Origin of the sequence: Alishewanella sp. BS5-314 (assembly GCF_025377695.1) — a bacterium.
Lineage (GTDB): Bacteria > Pseudomonadota > Gammaproteobacteria > Enterobacterales > Alteromonadaceae > Alishewanella > Alishewanella aestuarii.
In genome coordinates this window covers 164785-184540 of sequence record NZ_JACEHJ010000001.1, presented here as the reverse complement: position 1 = coordinate 184540, position 19756 = coordinate 164785, and the positions used below count along the sequence as shown (strand labels likewise).

The 19756-nt window shown below is 49.6% G+C and carries 15 protein-coding genes and 1 pseudogene; 7 read left to right on the top strand and 9 right to left on the bottom strand.

Annotated features, from left to right (window positions below; all coding sequences use genetic code 11):
• Nucleotides 1–6 precede the first annotated feature (6 nt).
• A complete protein-coding gene (locus tag H1D31_RS00845) occupies nucleotides 7–717 on the bottom strand; it encodes a response regulator transcription factor (protein ID WP_261255201.1) in 711 nt (236 codons plus the stop codon).
• On the opposite strand from H1D31_RS00845, the gene H1D31_RS00840 reads away from it, so the two are divergent.
• The 4 genes from H1D31_RS00840 (at nucleotide 716) to H1D31_RS00825 (ending at nucleotide 9715) form a co-directional block, all read left to right on the top strand.
• The gene (locus H1D31_RS00840) at nucleotides 716–2587 is read left to right on the top strand and encodes a sensor histidine kinase (RefSeq protein ID WP_261255200.1); all 1872 of its coding nucleotides are present in this window, start codon (nucleotides 716–718) and stop codon (nucleotides 2585–2587) included. The genes H1D31_RS00845 and H1D31_RS00840 overlap by 2 nt on opposite strands.
• Nucleotides 2588–2721: 134 nt before the next feature.
• Nucleotides 2722–7620, top strand: coding sequence for an InlB B-repeat-containing protein (locus H1D31_RS00835; protein WP_261255199.1), 4899 nt, complete (start codon nucleotides 2722–2724; stop codon nucleotides 7618–7620).
• Nucleotides 7621–7731: 111 nt separating this feature from the next.
• Complete coding sequence (locus H1D31_RS00830) at nucleotides 7732–8826, top strand: DUF2157 domain-containing protein (protein WP_261255198.1); 1095 nt, start codon at nucleotides 7732–7734, stop codon at nucleotides 8824–8826.
• Nucleotides 8819–9715: a DUF4824 family protein gene (locus H1D31_RS00825; RefSeq protein ID WP_261255197.1), complete on the top strand. Its 897-nt coding sequence runs from the start codon at nucleotides 8819–8821 to the stop codon at nucleotides 9713–9715. The genes H1D31_RS00830 and H1D31_RS00825 overlap by 8 nt, the downstream gene beginning before the upstream one ends.
• Here the strand turns inward: H1D31_RS00825 and H1D31_RS00820 are convergent.
• From H1D31_RS00820 to H1D31_RS00805, 4 genes are all read right to left on the bottom strand, one after another.
• Nucleotides 9712–10320 carry a gamma-glutamylcyclotransferase gene (locus H1D31_RS00820; RefSeq protein WP_261255196.1) on the bottom strand — a complete coding sequence of 203 codons (609 nt, stop codon included), beginning with the start codon at nucleotides 10318–10320 and terminating at the stop codon, nucleotides 9712–9714. The two genes, H1D31_RS00825 and H1D31_RS00820, sit on opposite strands and share 4 nt — an antisense overlap.
• Nucleotides 10321–10405: 85 nt before the next feature.
• Nucleotides 10406–10696, bottom strand: a complete 291-nt coding sequence (locus H1D31_RS00815; RefSeq protein WP_261255195.1) for a type II toxin-antitoxin system RelE/ParE family toxin — start codon at nucleotides 10694–10696, stop codon at nucleotides 10406–10408.
• A gap of 17 nt (nucleotides 10697–10713) precedes the next feature.
• Nucleotides 10714–10956, bottom strand: coding sequence for a type II toxin-antitoxin system Phd/YefM family antitoxin (locus H1D31_RS00810; protein ID WP_261255194.1), 243 nt, complete (start codon nucleotides 10954–10956; stop codon nucleotides 10714–10716).
• A 115-nt stretch (nucleotides 10957–11071) separates the two neighbouring features.
• Nucleotides 11072–11731, bottom strand: coding sequence for a DsbA family protein (locus H1D31_RS00805; RefSeq protein ID WP_261255192.1), 660 nt, complete (start codon nucleotides 11729–11731; stop codon nucleotides 11072–11074).
• Between the two features lie 282 nt (nucleotides 11732–12013).
• Here H1D31_RS00805 and H1D31_RS00800 point away from each other — a divergent pair, with 282 nt between their 5' ends.
• Nucleotides 12014–13063 (top strand): NAD(P)-dependent alcohol dehydrogenase, encoded by a 1050-nt coding sequence (locus tag H1D31_RS00800; RefSeq protein WP_261255191.1) that lies wholly within the window; start codon nucleotides 12014–12016, stop codon nucleotides 13061–13063.
• Between the two features lie 58 nt (nucleotides 13064–13121).
• Here H1D31_RS00800 and xseA read toward each other — a convergent pair whose 3' ends face one another.
• Nucleotides 13122–14459, bottom strand: coding sequence for an exodeoxyribonuclease VII large subunit (xseA, locus tag H1D31_RS00795; RefSeq protein WP_261255190.1), 1338 nt, complete (start codon nucleotides 14457–14459; stop codon nucleotides 13122–13124).
• A gap of 152 nt (nucleotides 14460–14611) precedes the next feature.
• On the opposite strand from xseA, the gene guaB reads away from it, so the two are divergent.
• Nucleotides 14612–16081: an IMP dehydrogenase gene (guaB, locus tag H1D31_RS00790; RefSeq protein WP_261255188.1), complete on the top strand. Its 1470-nt coding sequence runs from the start codon at nucleotides 14612–14614 to the stop codon at nucleotides 16079–16081.
• A 106-nt stretch (nucleotides 16082–16187) separates the two neighbouring features.
• Nucleotides 16188–17765 (top strand): glutamine-hydrolyzing GMP synthase, encoded by a 1578-nt coding sequence (gene guaA / locus H1D31_RS00785; protein ID WP_261255187.1) that lies wholly within the window; start codon nucleotides 16188–16190, stop codon nucleotides 17763–17765.
• Between the two features lie 810 nt (nucleotides 17766–18575).
• Here guaA and H1D31_RS17320 read toward each other — a convergent pair.
• From H1D31_RS17320 to H1D31_RS00775, 3 genes and pseudogenes are all read right to left on the bottom strand, one after another.
• Nucleotides 18576–18728: pseudogene (locus tag H1D31_RS17320) on the bottom strand (type II toxin-antitoxin system RelE/ParE family toxin); the annotation flags it as partial.
• A gap of 52 nt (nucleotides 18729–18780) precedes the next feature.
• Entirely contained in the window at nucleotides 18781–19545 is a 765-nt protein-coding gene (gene istB / locus H1D31_RS00780) for an IS21-like element helper ATPase IstB (protein ID WP_261255186.1), read from the bottom strand.
• On the bottom strand, nucleotides 19542–19718 hold the full coding sequence (locus tag H1D31_RS00775) for a hypothetical protein (protein ID WP_261255184.1): 177 nt from the start codon (nucleotides 19716–19718) through the stop codon (nucleotides 19542–19544). The genes istB and H1D31_RS00775 overlap by 4 nt, the downstream gene beginning before the upstream one ends.
• Nucleotides 19719–19756 lie beyond the last annotated feature (38 nt).

The window sequence follows — 19756 nt, the reverse complement described above, 5'->3', positions numbered from 1 at the left end:
CTCTTGTCAGGAAATCAAACCTAAATGCTGTGTCCGCAAGCTATCGACTAACATAATATCAATACATTGGTATCCTTTATTACGGATTGTCATTAGCGGTAAGGCTTCTCCGGTTGCCATTTTTACCTTTTGCCGTAAGCGACAAACTAAGGTATCTAGTCTGGTGTAATCATGACTTAGCTTTAGAAAAGGGGTGAGTGTACACTGCAACTGTTCTTTGTTAAGCACCCCTTTATGTTCCACCAAAGCCGACAATAAGCTGGTTTCGCTGTGACTGAGTGCAATTATTTCACCACCAGGAGACCTCAGTGTTCGACGAATAATGTCCAGATACCAGGTGAGATGGATCTTAGGTTCTAGTCGTTGCGCCAGTTGCATCAGAACAGCGAGCAACTCTGGTAAAAATACCGGCTTTACCAGATAGGCATCGGCACCTGAATTCAAAGCCTGAGTTCGCTCGATAGGTTGCCCTCTGGCACTAACAATAACTATACCAAGCTGCAAACCAAATTGCTGCCGTAGCGAGGTTAAGCATTCCAGCGCATCACCGTCTGGTAAACCAAGATCAAGTAACACGACTTGGTACTGGCCTCCGGTGAGTTTTTCGTTCATGCTAAACAAAGAATCAGCACCATCAGCTATTAGCCCGTGCATTCGCAGGTAATCAATTAACTCAAGTTGTAAATCCGGGTGATCCTCAGTGACCAGAATACGCATGACATTACTACTTATTATTGGTTTAGGTCTGCCGTTATTTTCGGTGGCATCGGAATTGTTAAAAATGCCCTCGCAACTACCTGAATATTCTGGCACAACTTTAGGAGCTTTGCCAAACAGCCGCTATGAGCTTGCAGCGGTAAACAAATGGCTGCCAATACAGCTGCTTGAAGACCCAAACCAGCTCAGCGGTACTATGGCGGCTGCTTCCTTATCTTTTGGGTATACTAAAGACGTGTTATGGCTCTATTTTGAACTAACACAGTTTCCTGAACAGCCACTATTTTTGCAACTTGGAGCCACATTTTTGGATCGCGTTGAGCTTTTCTATCGTGATGCTTCAGGGCAACTGCAACAACAAATTACCGGTGATCATATCCCTTTTTTTGAACGCCCTGTGCTAGGGCGCAGTCTGGTTTTAAGGTTACCTTCTGTTTTGGAGCCCTCGGTACAGCAATATATCCTAAAAGTCGAAACAGGAAGTACTTTGACTTTAAGACCTGTTTTGCTCGCCCCTCCAGATTTATTACTTCAGGAAAAAAACACTACCTTAGCATACGGTATTTTGTTTGGGCTAAGCTTGATGGCAACTTTGCTGGCTGGGTTTAGCTGGGTCACGACCAAGCAATATGCGTACTTTATCGCTGCTTGTTATAGCCTAACTTTTGCATGGTTTCATTTCACGATAAACGGTTTTGACCAACAATATCTCTATCCACAGCAAACCGCTATTGCAGACCAATTAATTGGGGTAAGCGGTTTTCTTTTGGGGGCACTTTTAATGTTACTCGTGCAGTACTTTGTGCCGCTGAGGCAGTTATTGCCACGATTGAGTCGCTTGTTAGATTTATGGGTGATACTTTATTTTATCGGTGCTCTTGCATCTGCGCTAGGAGCCTACCCTAAGCTGGCTCCGGTGTTGATGCTAGCCGGATTATGTCAGACATTAATATTACTCGGTATTATGCTGTGGGCAGCCAGGCATGTTAAACCTGTCCCCTCGCTTTTAGTGGGGATGGTTGCTCCGGGATGCCTCGCCATCATACTGCAGTCATTACGCAATCTCGGGTATCTGCCTTATAACTTCTGGACTTCGCATTTATGGGCGTTTACAGCGATCTTGCAGGTTAGTTTTTTGATGTTAGTGTTATTAATTAGCTTAAATCGACAGCAGCGTGAATTACAGCAACAACTTGAGCACAATGTCGCTTTACAACGTTTCTATCAGTTAATAGCGCATGAATTACGTACGCCTCTGGCGGTAGTTAGCTCCGCATTGACTAATCTATCACTACAAGTTCAAAGCGTCCCCGCCGCATTGCCTCGTATTGAGAGAGCGCGCTTGGCAACTGCGCGCCTAAGCAATCTTATTGATAATGCCCTGGCAGAGGATCGCCTGCATCTGTTGGATGAAGGTTTGGAGTTGACTGAACAAAGCCTGTTTCGTTGGTTAGATGAGTTGAGTCAATTGTGCTTGCTTACTGAAAGACATGATCTTGAGATTCTGAAGCCAGAGAAAGATTATCTGGTGAAAATTGATCAAAATTGGTTGACTCTTGCAGTACTCAATCTGCTTGATAATGCCGTAAAGTATTCCGCTAATGGAGGCACAATTACGCTCTCTGCTAGATTTAGTGAAGCCTCTTGGGTCATTAGGGTTGAGGATCAAGGTGATGGCATCGATGAAGCTGATATCCCAATGTTATTTAATCGTGGTTTCCGCTCCCGTAAGCACAAACATCTAGGTGGTCTAGGGTTAGGGTTGTATCTGGTAAATTTGGTCGTGGAGTCTCATCAGGGGGAAACTAAAGTGACAACATCTAAGTCAGGTACCCAAATAGAAATTATTCTACCCCGGCGACTGGTTTGACTTGCCTGCATTCTTGATATCTAACAGTAGTTTTGCTCCCAAATAAGGTAAAATGTAAGAAATTGTAAGATTTGTCGACCTGTTTTACGTTCATAATTTAAAGCGTTATGGGCATTACTAAACAGGGTGTAACAATGTACTTTCAGGTTGATTCGTCCACTATCCGGCGCTGGCTAGTTGTACTTACTATGATTTTGCTGATACTCGGCTTCCAGGTTAAGGCAAATACGGTTCGTGATGCCGGCTCCTACAATGAGTTATTGAGTGCAGTTAGCAGCTCTGCTAGCGGCGATATCATCAATATAACCAGCGATGTTGTTGTTTCAGCTGCAATAACGGTTGATAAAAATATCACTATCAATGGTAATAACCGTCTAATCACTGTGCCTGTTAATGGCTTAGATGAATCGGGAATCATCGTAACAACTGGCTCAGCATTCAGAGTTTTCAATATCAGCGGCGGTGTTAGCGTTACTATCAATAACCTCGAAATTCGAGGCGGCTATCTTAATACTTCTGGTGGAGCGATTCAGGTTGATAGTGGCAACACACTTGTACTTAACAATTCAGTTGTCAGTCGCTCGCGTGGTTCCGCTGGTGGTGGTATCCAGAATGCTGGTACCACAGTGCTGAACAATAGCAAATTACTTCGAAACGCTGCTAATTTTGGGGGCGGATTCAATAACACTGGCACTTTGCATATCGACAGCTCTCTGATTGCTGAGAATCGGAGTCAGGCAGCCAATGGCGGTGGAGGAGGTGGGCAAAATACTGGCTCTCTTTTCGTAAATAATTCGACCTTCTCAAACAACCAAAGTACTGAAATAGGTGGAGGTATTAATAACTACTTGTCAGGAAATGCTTACATCTTGAACAGTACTTTTACTGGTAATGTTGGCTACGGTAGCCTCACTGCAGGTGGCGCTATTGGCGTTAATACTGGTACTGTCAGATTGGTTAATAATATCTTCGCTTATAACTATGTGCGAAATGGAGGCACTAGTACCAATCCCACCAGTTTCGCCTTGGATGATGTCTCAAAGTATTTCAACCAAGGTACAATCATCTCTCATTTTAATATTTTTCATGTCGCGCCAGTCGGTCATAATACGATCAGCAATAACCTCATTTATAACGGTGCTGCTGATGGTAGCGATAACACCCTATTCTCAGGTGGTATCCTTGCCAGAATTACTGATGGACAGGGTCTAGAGATAGGTAGCGCACAAATATTCCGTCCTTTCCTAGTTGATGCTGGAAATGGCCGCTCAGGTACTCTGCAAGTAGGCAGTTATGCTCTTGACCCTGCGAACGCTGGAACTCGCACTGGCTATAGTCGTTTACCTTCTGCCGTGGCAGGATATTTTGACGGAGCGAACTGGCAAAGTTTTATTGGCGCAAACCCAGAGAATTTTGAAGTCACTACAGATCAACTTGGGAATTCACGCAATGCGTCGATAGTCCGGGGAGCGACGGATACGGTGGTTAGCGATGTCTACATGCTTAGGCTAAATCGCAGTACCAGCGGCACTGTTACGGGAGGATCGTTGTTTGGTGATGTTTATAGCGCGGGTGCTTCTGTAACCTTGTCAGCTATTCCAAACTCCGGGTTGGTATTTACTGGTTGGCAATGTGTTACCGGTTGTACTGGTACATTCTCAACCGCCAATCCTCATGCTTTTGTCATGCCGGCTAATAACCTGACGTTGTTACCGGTTTTTGTTTTACCCAGTTATACCGTCAGCTTTGTTGATTGGGATGGAACGGTATTAAAAACAGAAACCGTGACACAAAACGGTGCAGCAACTGCGCCGGCAAACCCTAGCCGTATCGGTTATACTTTCACTGGCTGGGATCCTGCTAGTTTTAGCAATATTACGGCTAATACTACTGTCACCGCGCAATATGGGATAAATAGTTACACTTTAAATTTTGACACTGTTGGTGGCAGCAATGTTGCGTCGGCTAATTATAACTTTGGTGCCACAGTAGTTGCACCGGCAGCCCCGGTGCGCGAGGGGTTCATCTTTGTTGGCTGGACACCTACATTACCCGCTACCATGCCCGCGAATAATCTTAGCGTCACCGCACAGTGGGCGGTTAACCAATACACACTCAGCTTTGACAGTGCTGGCGGCACTAATATTGCACCTGCCAGTTATAATTTTGGTGCCACAGTAGTTACGCCGGCTGACCCAGTCCGTGAGGGCTATACTTTTATGGGTTGGACGCCTGCTGTGCCTTCCATCATGCCCGCTTCTAATTTAGTATTAACCGCCCTTTGGGAGCAGAAAGTCTTCACGGTGCGAGTAAGTCTGGTCGGGGAGGGTATGGTTCAGCCAGCTACCCAGCAGATACCTTATGGACAAGCTGCATCCTTTACGGTAACTCTGGCAGATAACACCTACTTGCGCCTTGATAGCAATTGTCAGGCTTCGCTGTCGGGAAATCAGATAGTTACAGCTGTAATCATAGATGATTGCGACATTGCAGCTACCGTTTATCCAGCAGCCGATTTGGAACTTGAGCAAAGTGGTCCTGTTGGTAGTCGAGATGTAGTTCGTTTCAGAGTTGCTGGTGGTGCTGGAGAGGTGCTTCCAACTGGCTTAGATCGCTTGCGTAATGGAAGCTTGGAAACATTTGAGTCAGGCGATATTCAGCAGTTTTTAACTCAGTCTGAAGATGGTAGCTATTTGTTTAGCGCTGAGCAGACAGGCCGCTACACGTTTGAATTTACTGATTCGGTGAGTGGGCAACGGATCTCGGTTACATTTGAGGTCTTACCATTTATTGCTTTCACTGCAAGCAGTCAACCGGTACAGCGGGATAATACGGTGCCTGTAACTATTTGGCTGAGTGATGAGCCTATTGAATATCCTGCTCGAGTAAGATTATCAACGAATAATGCTAGCGCTCAGCAGCAGCTGATTGAAATACTATCAAATGACGATAGACGTAAAACAATAAATGTAGCAGCGACTTCCGCTGAGCCTGGTCAGTTGTCACTATTGGAAGATGGCCTGGAACAGGCGATATTGGGTTCACCCGCTAAGCACCGTTTAAATGTCCAGCTCGATATTCCGCCACTATCATTAAAAGCCACAGTAACCCAGAATAATCAGGCCGGTCTGGTCGTACAGCGTAACGGCGGGATAGTCAATTTGAGCGCAGCAGAGATCAATGCTGTTGCAGCAACCTTTAATTGGCAAGGTGCAGGTTTTAGTTTGGTTCAGGTTGATAATAATGCCAGCTTCGATCCTGTTTCATTAGCAACGGGTCGATACCTGGTGCAATTGACGGCTCAGGCTGGAGATCGGCGTGGTGAACTAGAGCTTGCAATAAATGTGGTAGATGGCTGTCCGGTTGCAGATTGCAGCAATACTGGTTTAAGTGGTATCCCTGAACTTTTTAACGCTTACGCGGGGAGACCGAATCGTTTGCCAATCTGTCCACAGACTGATGCCCAAAATAGAGTGACTGAGTGTCAGGGGCAAACAGGGGCTTTTGTTGAAGTGCCGAATCAATACGCATTGTCAATGGGGTTGTTTAGTGAGCAAGAATCCTGGCAAAGTGGTCAATTTGGTGTCGGCTTGGCGCAAGAGCGCTTACCTGATGTTGGGCGTAGACAGCTTGGCTATCTCGTGAATATGGACGTTTTAGGTTTACAAAGACCTGGCGAGGCCGTACCTATAGCCATTCCGTTACCTCGAGGCCAATTTATTCCGGAGTTTGCTGTATGGCGTAAGCTAATTAATGGCAGCTGGCAAGACTTTGTGGTCAACGAACAAAACCAACTTGCAAGCTCGCCCCGAAATATTCTGGGTAATTGCCCTGGTGTTTCTGCAGATAGCTGGCGTCCGGGATTAAATGTAGGCGACGCCTGTATCCGATTGACTATTCAGGATGGTGGTCCTAATGATGATGACGGGCGCGCCAATAGTGTGATTCGTGACCCCGGTGTTCTAACTTTGTTGAATAGCTTCACTTTGACTTTCAATAGTAATGGTGGAAGCCTTGTGGCGTCAGTTACACAAACCTTTGGTAGTGCATTAAATATTTTACCTCCAGTGCGCGAAGGTCACTCCTTTATCGGTTGGTCTCCTGCTCTACCTGCAACCATGCCGGCAGAGAATCAAACCTACACCGCGCAATGGCAAGTTAATCAATATCAGGTGCAGTTTGATGTCGCTGGCGGACAGGCGTTAAGTCCGTTGCGGGTCAATTTTGGTAGTGCAATAGTTGCACCTGTGCCGGTACGGCAGGGTTATACCTTCAAAGGTTGGTCACCTGCATTACCCACAATCATGCCAGCGCAAGATCTACAGGTAACAGCGCTATGGTACCAGAGTAGTGCTGAGGTAACCTCGAAAGGCGGAAGTATACAGTTGTTATGGTTGTTTGGCTTAGCGCTAATCATCTTTATACGGCAGCGTAAGATATTAGCCCTTATGCTCTGCCTGGTCCTACCGATTTCTGCACAGGCCAATAGTTGGTATCTTGATGCTGCAATTGGTTCAGCTAAGTCAGATACCAATAGCCTGAAATTAACAGAAGCGTTGATGCAAAATGGAACCGGTTTAGCCACAACTCGCAATAATAGCGATACAGCTTACCGACTGTTGTTGGGATATCAGTTAGATGAAAGGTTTGCAATTGAAGCCGGCTGGGTAGATCTGGGGAAGCTTGTTGTTGATTATCAAAATTTACCTGAGGGAACAAACAGCAATGCACTGGTCTTGGCCCAACCACAGCGGGGCAGTGGTGTTGAGTTTGCAACCCGTTTTAATTTGCTACAGAGTTATAAACTAACCCCCTATTTGCGGGCGGGGGTATTAGTTAATCGAGAGCAATACCAGGCAACTTGGCCGGAACGCTTAGATAGATCAAGGGATCTGGATTTTAACTTGGTTTTAGGTTTAGGCGTCGATTATCCTTTGAGTGAGAACTTCACTCTGGGGATATCCTGGCAGCAATATAACACTGAACAAGCAAAGACCAGATTAATGCTGTTAAGTGCAACATATCGTTTTTAGCCAAGAATGATAAAGTCATGGCGAACTGTTGCATCCGGCAACAGTTCGCCTATGCTGCAAGGACGCAACAGTGGCAATTTTGCCCGGCCATGGCTAACAGGGACAGATGCATTGAGTAGCTCACCCCCGCTGAATAAAACCCAGGCACAACAGCGTGTCGACCAAATCCTGGCGTTTCGCGCCGAACAACAGCTGCTGGCCGAACAAGGCTTATTACCGCCCGAGCTGCAGGCCGGCAAGGTGCGCGACTATCACGATGCGTTGTTGCAACAGTTTCAGCATAGTCTGAATATCGATCTCAATGACAAGGCCCGGCATCTCTCGCTGGGCATGCAAATCGTTTCTTTCTTAGGTGCACTGGCGCTGGCTGCCAGTTTGTTTTTTTTGTTCTATCAGTATTGGGGGCTCTTTGGCACCGCAGCCCAGGTCGGACTCTTGCTCAGTGCGCCGCTGTTAAGCCTGGGTCTGGTGGTTTGGCTGCAGCGGATCGATGCCAGCGGTTACTATGCCAAGCTGGCGGCGCTGGTATCCTTCGCTGCCTGGGTGCTGAATATCGTGATGCTGGGCAGTATTTTTAATTTACCGGCCTCGCCGAATGCCTTTGCCGTCTTCGCGCTCTATGCCTTTACGCTGGCGTATTGGCTAAACCTGCGGTTACTGCTAGCTGCCGGTATGCTCTGTAGTTATATTTTTCTTGGCGCCCGCTTTGGCAGCTGGATGGGCAGTTACTGGGTGTCGACCGGCGAATATCCGGAACATTTTCTGTTAACCAGCCTGTTGTTCTTTTTATTACCGCTGAAATTTAAGCAGCAGCGCTACGATGGTTTTGCTGCCATCTATCAGATCCTCTCAGCGGTAGCGTTCTTTATCGCGATACTGATCCTGGCGAACTGGGGCAGTGTCAGTTATTTACCCTGGTCGCATGGCGTCATTGAAGGGCTGTATCAGGTGCTGGGTTTTGCCTGCAGCGCCTTGCTGGTGCTTTACGGGATCCGGCAACAGGCCGCAAAGTTAATGCTTACCGGTAATGTATTTTTTGCGTTGTTTTTGTATACCAAGTTTTTTGACTGGTGGTGGGACTGGTTACCGAAGTACCTGTTCTTTTTCCTGTTAGGGCTGACGGCCATTCTGGCACTGTTAATCTTTAACCGGTTACGCCTGGCGGTGCAAACAGCCGCCAAGCCAGATGAGGTGGCTAATGTCTAAGCCAGGGGCAAAAAAGCTGCTACTGTTAGCTCTGATAACCGTACTGGGCGTCAACGCCTTTATCCTTGGCAAGGTCTGGCTAAACCGCAGTGTGGTTGTGGCTGAGCTGACGCTGAGTGAGCGGGAGCTTGGCTTGCCATACCAATGGGGCTATGCCAAAGAGGATTCATCGTTACGCCTTAATATCACCTGGACCACACCCTGGTTAACGCCAAGCGAAGACGAATGGCACTATTTGTATCGGCAGCAACAACGCATCCTGGCGCTGCAGGAGCCGCAATTTGCCAGTTTTCATTTCGGTAGCTGCGCGGATGGCTATCAGCGACAACAGCGCTCAGGTTGGGTGCTGCTGGAGTTTAATGGTAAGAGTTATCAGCACTACCTGACACAAGCAGAACAATATTATGCTGCGTTACAGCAACGGCTGGCAGCAGAAGCGGCTGCAGAGTTAACTGCCAGCATGCCACAGGACAGGCTGCAGGAAACGGCTAAGCGCCGGCATGAACAGCAGCAACGTGCCGAGGAGCAATGGCGGGTTGCCCGCGAGGAAGCCACCCGGCTGTTTGTGATTGATGCCGCCGCTGATCTCAATTTGTTACAACAAACACTGGCAAAACATAGCGGGCAGAATGCAGGTCAATTATTAATAGTGCCGGCAGATATCCAGCTTAGCTATAACTGGTGTCAGGACGATAAACTGAAAAAACAGCCCGAGGTAATGATAAACCGCTTGGCGGTAGAGTCGTTATATGTGGCAAAGCCTTATGCGCAACACTTGCCACGGGATATCAATCGTCAACAGAAAATCCGCTTTCAGGCTCAGGTGCGCTATGGCCGTTTTGCTGAGCCCTGGCTTAGTGCGTTGACGCTCAGCGGGACTGAGCCTTAAACCCCTGGTTGCTGCCGCAATTCTAACAGCAGTTGCTCCAGCTTAAACACATGTTCATCCTGTTCGTTAAGCTGGCGCAGTGCCTGCGCCAGTTGTAGCAAATACTCGCTATTCGGGCCGCTCGGACCACGGCTTTTGGCAATCTGTCTGGCGATATCGGCTTCCGCTGCCGGCCCCAGATAGGCCGCATTATCAGGATTGGCAATATAGACTACGCCTTGCTCCGGGCCTGAGCTATCCGCTGTGGAGTGGGGGCCTGCGTTATCCAGCCAGTGCAGTTCGGTAAAAAAGCGCAGATAGCCGTTTTTCTCCCGTTGATCTAAATGGGCAAAGGTAGCCGGTGTTACCTGATACGCCATACCAACACAGCGCTTAGCGGCCGCTTCCACCAGAGTAACAACCCGACCCGGTGCCTCTGGCGTACCGCGATGATCGTGCGAACCTTGCCAGAAGCGGCGCTGCCAGCCATAAATACAGGCTGGCCGGCAAGCCAGATAGGGAAAATCCGCTTTATAGATTAAGGAGCCATAACCGAACAACCATACCGTATTCAGATGATCTAAAGGTTGGCGTTGTTGGTTTAAAGCGATGGTGTTGTACGACATTGTACTCCCGGAGTAAGAGCAAACCGTTATCACGGCACTTTAACGCTTCTCAAAGCCTGACCAAGCAATAACCGCAACCTCACCTTTACTTTAAGTGATTCTGCGGCAGTTGGGGTTGACCCAGGATCGCAACAATCAAAATAAAGTCAGCTTCTTTTGTGAAATAAGCGACATGTTTACCAACGGGGAAATAGTAGCCATTTGGGTAAATATCGGCACAACTTCTTCCCACATCAGGATTCTCGGCCAACAGTTGCAAAGCGGTTAAAAGCGTTGTTTTGTATTTTTGCCACTGAGCATCAGAATAGTGTTCGACGGTGTAGGTTTTGATGCTCTGCAGATGGGCCTGAGCTAAGTTGCTAAGCTTATAACGCATACGCTGCTTAACCGTTTTTACAGCGCGCGCAGAAAGGTTTCGCCATCAACAACTTTGCCTTGTGCCAGCTCTTCTTGTGCCGTCTTAAAGCAATGTTTAAGGTACTCGGCTTTCATCAGCTCAAGAGCTTCAAAGTCCCGGATAGACATAACGACAACCGTATCTTTGCTGTTTTTGCTGATCTTGATTGGCTCGCGCTGCGCGTTTAGCAGCAACTCACCGAAGTTTCGTTTGGCGTCGTTGGCGGTTAAGGTTTGCATGGCAAAGACCCGGATGAGAAAACACACGCCAAGTATAGCAAATAACACGGAACAGGCTAAATAATCAAATCGTGCGATCTTAATTTGCTATACCTTATCCAGCTAGTGCAGCGGTCTAAATATCTGTAGCAGGCGTCATTTCTGCTGCAATCTGCCGCAGGGCTGCTGCCAGCTGTTGCGGCTCCTGGGCGCCGGAAATCAGGTATTTATTATTGATAATAAAGGCCGGTACGGACGAAATACCGGCGTGCTGGTAACGGGCGATATCTTCTGTTACCTGCTGGCTGTAGTCATCTGAGGCCAGAATGTGTTCCGCTGTTGCTAGATCTAACCCCAGTTTGGCCACACAGTCGAGCAGCACCTGATGATTCGAAACATCGGCCGCCTCACCAAAATAGGCGGTAAATAAGGCCATTTTCATTGCCGTTGCCTGGCCTTGCGTCTCAGCCCATTTCACCAGCCGGTGGGCATCAAAGGTATTACAGGTAAAGCGCTGCTGCATCTTACTAAAATTTAAGCCAAGCTCCGCCGCCACTTCCATAATATAGGCCTGACTTTGCTGCATCTCAGCTTCGGATTTACCGTATTTACGGCTTAGCGCCGGCAGGATCGGCTCTTGCGGCGCATTTTTATCCGGGTTGAGCTCAAAGGCATGCCATTCCAGTTCAATCTTAAGCTCAGGCAGGCTGGCCAAAGCGCGCTCTAAGCGGGCGTAACCCACCGCGCACCAGGGGCAGGCGATATCGGAGACAAGATCAATTTTTAGATTAACCATCTTGGGGTTCTCTTATAGTCACTTAACAGGTTAGGGTGATACCCAGTGCCAACATTACCCTGAGTTTGGGCTCGCGCCCAGCTTTTTGGTAAGTGCAGTATAACGTTAAAGCAGCTGAACGGGCAGGCACATTCCGGAGTCGCTATTTTGGTAAGGGAGCCGCGGTTAGCTTGCTGTTTGATAGTATGGCCTCTATTCTTGAGCCTAACACCGCGCACGCGCGATGAGCAAAAGCAAAGTGCTAATGCTGCAGTATCTAAACTAACCTTGGGGTGAAATCACATGAAAACAATTGGTTATGCAGCTTTTTCTACCGATGCAGTTATGGCCCCTTATCATTTTGAGCGGCGGGCTTTACGGCCTAATGATGTTGCCATTGAGATTTTGTTTTGTGGTGTCTGTCACTCAGATTTACACACCGTCAATGGTGATTGGGGGCCACAGCCGTATCCGTTAATACCAGGGCATGAGATTGTCGGCAGAGTGCAGGCTGTCGGATCTGCGGTAGTGCGGTATAAAGAGGGAGACCGGGTAGCGGTTGGCTGTTTGGTTGATAGCTGCCAGCATTGTGAACAGTGCGAAAAGCATGCAGAACAATATTGTCGTAACGGTTTCACTCCGACCTATGGCGCGCCGGATCGTGTTGACGGTGTTATTACTCAGGGTGGCTACTCTAAGCACATCGTAGTGCGGGAAGAGTTTGTGCTGCAAATTCCGGAAAACATGGATCTGGCAAAGGCAGCCCCTATCCTCTGTGCTGGTATCACCACTTATTCGCCACTTCGTGCCTGGCAAGTCGGCCGAGGCAGCCGGGTTGGGGTAGTTGGGTTAGGGGGGCTTGGGCATATGGCGGTGAAATTGGCTCATGCGATGGGTGCAGAGGTAACCGTCATTAGCCGCTCGGATCAGAAAAAAGCCGAAGCCCTCGCTATGGGTGCGGAGGCAATGCTGATTTCATCTGATACTGCAGCGATGAAAGCTGCCGCCAGCGCCTTTGATTTAATTATTGATACAGTACCAGTTAAACATGATGTAAGTATCTACACGCCGCTGCTGGATGTTGATGGCACGCTGGTTATCGTCGGGCAGGTTGGTCCGCTCAATGAGCTGATGACGATTCCGTTAATTATGGGACGGCGGCGTATTGCGGGCTCATTAATTGGTGGTATTGCTGAAACACAGGAAGTCTTAAACTTTTGTGCTGAGCATAATGTCTATCCAGATTGCGAGATGATTCGAATGGATCAGATAAACGACGCCTTTAGTCGATTGAAACAGGGGGATTTAGCCCATCGGTTTGTGATTGATATGGCCTCGTTGAACGCGAGCTAAGCTAATGAGTGCTACAGACACCAGCGACAAGTGTAGTGGTGCCTGCAGCACCATGCTTTTATTGCTCGGTAAGTTTCCGCACCTCAGCCTCAAAGGCCCCTTCGGCCAGCTTAACCGTGACTTTATCACCAACAGCTAACTGCGAGTTACGAGTAACCACCTGTTGCTGAGCATCAAAGGCGATACTATAGCCCCGAGCTAAAGTCGCCAGAGGGCTGACCGTATGCAGTTGTTTACTCAGTTGCAGCAAATTGAATTTATGTTGTTTTAGTTGTTGCTGCTGCGCCTGCTGTAAACGCTTTGCCAGCTGCTGTAGCTGCAGTTGCTGTTGCTTAATCGCCTTGGCCGGCGATAAATGCTGCAGGCTTTGTTGTAAATAACTGTGTTGCCGCCGCGCCTGCTGCAGCTGTTGTTGCATCTGTCGTTGCAAACGCAGCTGCAATTCATCCAGCCGCTGCTGCTGTTGCTCCAGCCGGCGTTGTGGATGTAATTGCTGTAGCCGTTGTTGCAGTTGCATTAAACGCGGTTGCTGCTGCATAAGTTGCCGGCGCATCGCTCGGCTTAATCGTTGCTGCAGTTGGCTAAGCGCCACTAACCACTGGCTTTGGTCAGGTGATACCAGCTCTGCCGCAGCTGAGGGCGTAGCGGCCCGCACATCGGCGACAAAATCGGTGAGTGCAAAATCAATTTCGTGGCCCACGGCACTGACAATCGGGATCGGACAGTCGGCCACGGCACGGGCCAGGGCTTCATCATTAAAACACCAGAGATCTTCAATCGAGCCACCGCCACGGCCGATAATCAGTACATCGACTTCTTTGCGCCGGATAGCGCTACTGAGCATAGTTCGAAGCTGAGCGGCGGCGGTTTCACCCTGCACCTGACACGGATAAATAATCAGCTCAATGCCCGGCGCCCGGCGTGCCAGCACGGTAATGATATCGCGTACGGCGGCACCGGTTGGTGAGGTAATCACCCCGACACGTCGCGGATTGGCCGGTAACGGCTTTTTCCGTTCGGGGGCAAATAAGCCCTCGGCGGCCAGTTTGGCTTTAAGTTGTTCAAACTGTTGTTTCAGCAAACCCGCACCGGCCGGTTCAATAAACTCGGCCAGCAACTGATATTCACCACGCGGCTCATAAACACTGATCCGGGCCCGGATCAGCACTTGCTGGCCATTTTGCGGCCTGACAGTGGCATAGCGGTTGGCTTGCTTAAACATCGCTACCTTAACCTGTGCCGCCTGATCTTTGAGGCTAAAATACCAATGGCCGGAAGCAGCGGCGACAAAGTTTGACACTTCGCCCACCAGCCACAGCTGCTGAAACTGCAGCTCCAGCGTCAGTCGTACTTCAGAATTCAGGCGAGATACCGTATAAATATCCGGGTTTTGCATAGCGTTATTCGGTTAAGCAATCAGGCCCCTAGTGTACCCAGAGCGGGGCTACCTGACAAAAAGAAAAAAAGCCTTTGTCCTAAAGCCCGCTTTGCGCTAAAATTGCACCGCAACATTCCCTATCATTTCACCCAGAAAGCGAGATTGTTGCAATGCTCAGGATCATCAAAGAAGCCCTTACTTTTGACGACGTGTTATTAGTACCGGCACACTCTAGTGTTTTACCCCACACTGCGGATTTACGCACTAAACTTACCGCCTCAATCACGCTGAATATCCCAATGGTATCCGCTTCTATGGATACGGTTACCGAAGCCCGGCTGGCCATTGCGCTGGCGCAGGAAGGCGGTATCGGTTTTATTCATAAAAATATGACCATTGAAGAGCAGGCTGCCAACGTACGCAAAGTGAAAAAGTACGAAAGCGGTGTGGTATCTGATCCGGTAACGGCCTCTGCTGAAATGACGGTACGCGAAGTGCAGGCACTGGCGCAGCAGCATGGTTTCTCCGGCTTTCCGGTACTGGATAAACAGGGTGAATTAGTCGGTATCGTGACCGGCCGTGATATGAGCTTTGAAGCCAATCTGCAGGCAAAAGTGACCGAGGTAATGACGCCGCGTGAGCGTCTGGTTACTGTTAATGAAAATGCGCCACGCGAGCAGGCGCTGAAACTGATGCATCAACACCGTATCGAGAAGGTACTGGTGGTGGATGATAACTTTAAACTGAAAGGCTTGATCACCGTTCGTGACTACTACAAAGCCGCCAGCAAGCCGAATGCCTGTAAAGATGAATTAGGCCGGCTACGGGTCGGTGCGGCAGTGGGCGTAGGCCCAGGCACTGACGAGCGCATCGCCGCCCTGGTAGAAGCTGGCGTCGATATCCTGCTGATTGATACCTCACATGGCCACTCGCAAGGTGTCATTGACCGCGTGAAACAAACCCGCGCCCAGTATCCGGAGTTGCAAATTGTTGCCGGTAATGTGGCCACGGCAGAAGGCGCTAAGGCGCTGGCCGAAGCCGGTGCCAATGCGGTTAAAGTCGGTATTGGTCCGGGTTCTATCTGTACTACCCGTATTGTGACCGGCTGTGGTGTACCTCAGATTACTGCCATCTCTGATGCAGTGGAAGGGGTAAAAGGCACCAACGTTTGCATTATCGCCGATGGCGGTATCCGTTTCTCCGGTGATATTGCTAAAGCCTTAGTTGCCGGTGCCAACTGTGTGATGGTCGGCTCGATGTTTGCTGGTACTGAAGAAGCACCGGGCGAAGTTGAACTCTATCAGGGCCGCTACTACAAATCTTACCGCGGTATGGGCTCCTTAGGTGCGATGGCGCAGCGTAACGGTTCGTCTGACCGCTATTTCCAGGGCAGCAACAACGCGGAAAAACTGGTACCGGAAGGCATCGAAGGCCGCGTTGCCTACAAAGGCCCGATTGAAACCATTATCCATCAGCAAATGGGTGGCCTGCGCTCTGCGATGGGCTTAACCGGTTCACCGGATATCGATACCCTGCGCACCAAGCCCAGCTTTGTCAAAGTGACGGCCGCCGGCATGGGCGAATCGCATGTGCATGATGTGCAGATCACCAAAGAAGCACCGAACTACCGTTTGGGTTAAGTTGGCGGTTAGGTAAATTTAGCGTTTAGGTTAGCTTGGCGTTTTCGCTAGGCCAATACCCGAATCCGGCTGGCGCAAGCCAGCCGCCTGAGCATACAAGGTTACTATGAACAAAAATATTCATCATCATCGTATTCTGATCCTCGACTTTGGTTCGCAATATACCCAGCTGATTGCCCGGCGGGTACGCGAAATCGGCGTTTACTGCGAGCTGTGGGCCTGGGATGTGACCGAAGCCCAAATCCGCGATTTTAATCCAACCGGTATTATCTTATCCGGCGGCCCGGAAAGCGTTACCGAGGCTGGCTCACCACGGGCACCGGCTTATGTATTCGAAGCGGGCGTACCGGTACTGGGCGTTTGCTACGGTATGCAAACCATGGCAGAGCAGCTGGGCGGTAAGGTGCAGGGCTCAGAGGAGCGTGAGTTTGGTTATGCCCAGGTTGAAGTGCTGGCGCCAAATGAACTGTTCGCCAAAATTGAAGACCATATCGGCGCCAACGGCAATGCCTTGTTAGATGTGTGGATGAGCCACGGCGATAAAGTGGTACAGATCCCGGCCGGTTTTACGACTATTGCCCAAACCCCAACCTGCCCGCATGCCGCCATGGCGGACGAAGCGCGGCAGTTTTACGGTGTGCAGTTCCACCCGGAAGTTACCCATACCCGGCAGGGCCTGCGGATGCTGGAGCATTTTGTGGTCGATATCTGTGGCTGTGACAAGCTGTGGACGCCAGCCTCAATTATTGAAGATGCCATCGTACGCTTAAAACAGCAAATCGGTGATGATCAGGTGATCCTGGGCTTATCTGGTGGTGTCGACAGCTCTGTTGTTGCCATGCTGCTGCACCGCGCTATCGGTAAAAACCTGACCTGTGTCTTTGTTGATAACGGCCTGCTGCGCCTCAACGAAGGCAAGCAGGTCATGGATATGTTTGGCGATCACTTTGGCCTGAACATTATCAAAGTCGATGCCGAAGAGCGTTTCCTGTCGGCTTTAGCCGGTGTTGACGAGCCGGAAGCCAAGCGGAAAATTATCGGCCGCGTTTTCGTTGAGGTGTTCGACGAACAAGCGCAAAAGCTCAGCAATGCCAAATGGCTGGCACAGGGCACTATCTATCCGGACGTGATTGAATCCGCAGGTTCAGCAACCGGTAAAGCCCATGTTATTAAATCGCACCACAACGTCGGCGGCTTGCCGGAGCATATGAAGCTGGGCTTAGTCGAGCCACTGCGCGAATTGTTTAAAGACGAAGTGCGCAAAGTCGGTTTAGAGCTGGGCTTACCTTACGATATGCTGTACCGCCACCCGTTCCCGGGACCAGGTTTAGGCGTGCGGGTACTGGGCGAAATCAAAAAAGAATACTGCGACTTACTGCGCCGTGCCGATGCGATCTTTATCGAAGAGCTGCATAAAGCCGATCTGTACAATAAAGTCAGCCAGGCGTTCGCGGTGTTCCTGCCGGTTAAATCAGTGGGTGTAATGGGCGATGCCCGTAAGTACGACTGGGTAATTTCGCTGCGTGCAGTAGAAACCATCGACTTTATGACCGCACACTGGGCACACCTGCCATATGAGTTACTGGGTAAGGTGTCGAACCGGATTATTAACGAGATCAATGGTATTTCACGGGTAGTTTATGATATTTCCGGCAAGCCACCAGCCACCATTGAGTGGGAATGATTTTGACGTCGTCAAAATCGTAGCACCAATCTAAACGCTACCCCGATCCAGGACTCCGGTACGCTAGTCGTACCGGAGTCCATTCTGCGATAGTGATAGCAGCGCCAATCTCAACGCTACCCCAAACCCAGGACTCCGGTATGCTCGCCGTACCGGAGTCCATTCTGCGATAGTAATAACAGCACCAATCCCAACGCTACCGCAAACACAGGACTCCGGTATGCTCGCCGTACCGGAGTCCATTCTGCGATAGTGATAGCAGCGCCAATCTTATCGCTACCCAGACCCAGGACTCCGGTATGCTTGTCGTACCGGAGTCCATTCTGCGATAGTGATAGCAGCACCAATCTAATCGCTAGCGCAAACCCAGGACTCCGGTATGCTTGTCGTACCGGAGTCCATTCTGCGATAGTGATAGCAGCACCAATCTCAACGCTACCCCAAGCCCAGGACTCCGGTACGCTCGCCGTACCGGAGTCCATCCTGCGATAGTAATAACAGCACCAATCTCAACGCTACCTCGATCCAGGACTCCGGTATGCTCGCCGTACCGGAGTCCATCTTGCGATAGTGATAGCAGCACCAATCTCAATGCTACCCCAAGCCCAGGACTCCGGTACGCTCGTCGTACCGGAGTCCATCCTACGATAGTGATAGCAGCGCCAATCTCAACGCTACCGCAAACCCAGGACTCCGGTACGCCCGCCGTACCGGAGTCCATCCTGCGATAGTGAGATGGGCACTTTTAGTTGATTTAGTGGCTAGATTGTAAGCGTTGCTGGGGCCGTAGGCCACGAATGACGCGGATTTTTAGCTGTGTTCAAGCATAAATGTACGAAGCTGTCGCTCCTCTCGCATGACAAAGAGGATAAAAACCCGCTGCTCATCCTCACGATAAAAAATGCGACAAGGTGTAACCACGACCTCCCTGTAGACTGAATCTGGGAGCTCAGGAGGAATCCGCCGTGTTCGGCGTCAACTATCTTGGCCGGTTCGCGTCAATTATGATGGCCGGTTAGGTTTTCTCATTTTTCCTATTTCCAACCTGTTTTAGTTGATGCTGTTTTCGATAGCTTTCTCCTTCTAACTCTATAATTGTCGCGTGATGGATCAGCCGATCTATGGCCGCTACCGTCATCATGCTATCCGGGAAGATCTGATCCCATGCACTAAACGGTTGATTGGCTGTGATGATCAGGCTGCCACTTTCATAGCGATGCGCGATAAACTCAAACAGTACCTGTGTTTCTGCATCGGTCTTTTTCACATAACCAATGTCATCAATGATAATTACCTGATACTTATCCAGCTTACTCAGCTCGCTCATCAGATCCAGTTCGCGCTTCGCTTGTTGTAACTGTTGTACCAAGCCAATAGCCGGAAACAGTTTGCAGCGGATGCCTTGCTCTATCAGCTGGTAACCCAGCGCGTTGGCGATGTGTGTTTTGCCGGTGCTACTGGGGCCAATCAGCAGGATATTATCCGCGTGATGCGCCCAGGACAGGTCTTGATGCAGCTTGGCAATGAGGGCTTGATTTGTCCGGCTTAATGGGCTGTTATCCAGCGCGCTCAAGGTTTTGCCCGGTGCCAGCTTAGCTTCACGTACCCAACTCTGGGTGCGCCGTGTAAAACGCTCTGAGAGCTCGTATTCGCATAAGGCCGCAAGATAGTCGCTATGCGACCAGCCTTTCTCTACCGCGGTTTGCCAGAGTTTTTCATAGTGTCTGACAAAGGCCGGTAGCTTTAATTCTTTGAGTAGCAATGCAACGGAGGAGGTCAAAACGGCTCCTCCACATCGTGTTTCGTCTGCGCCTTTAATGAAGCCAGCAGCGCATCATAACTTTGCAGGCTGTGCTGTTCAGACTTCACCTGTGGTCTACTTTGCGGGGTGTAAAAGCGCTCCTGAATGGTTTTGGCACTTTCAAACAGACCGGCTCTGGCCTCTTGCAGCAATGCCTCCCCCAGCTCTTTTTCGCTATCTGCGTATTTCG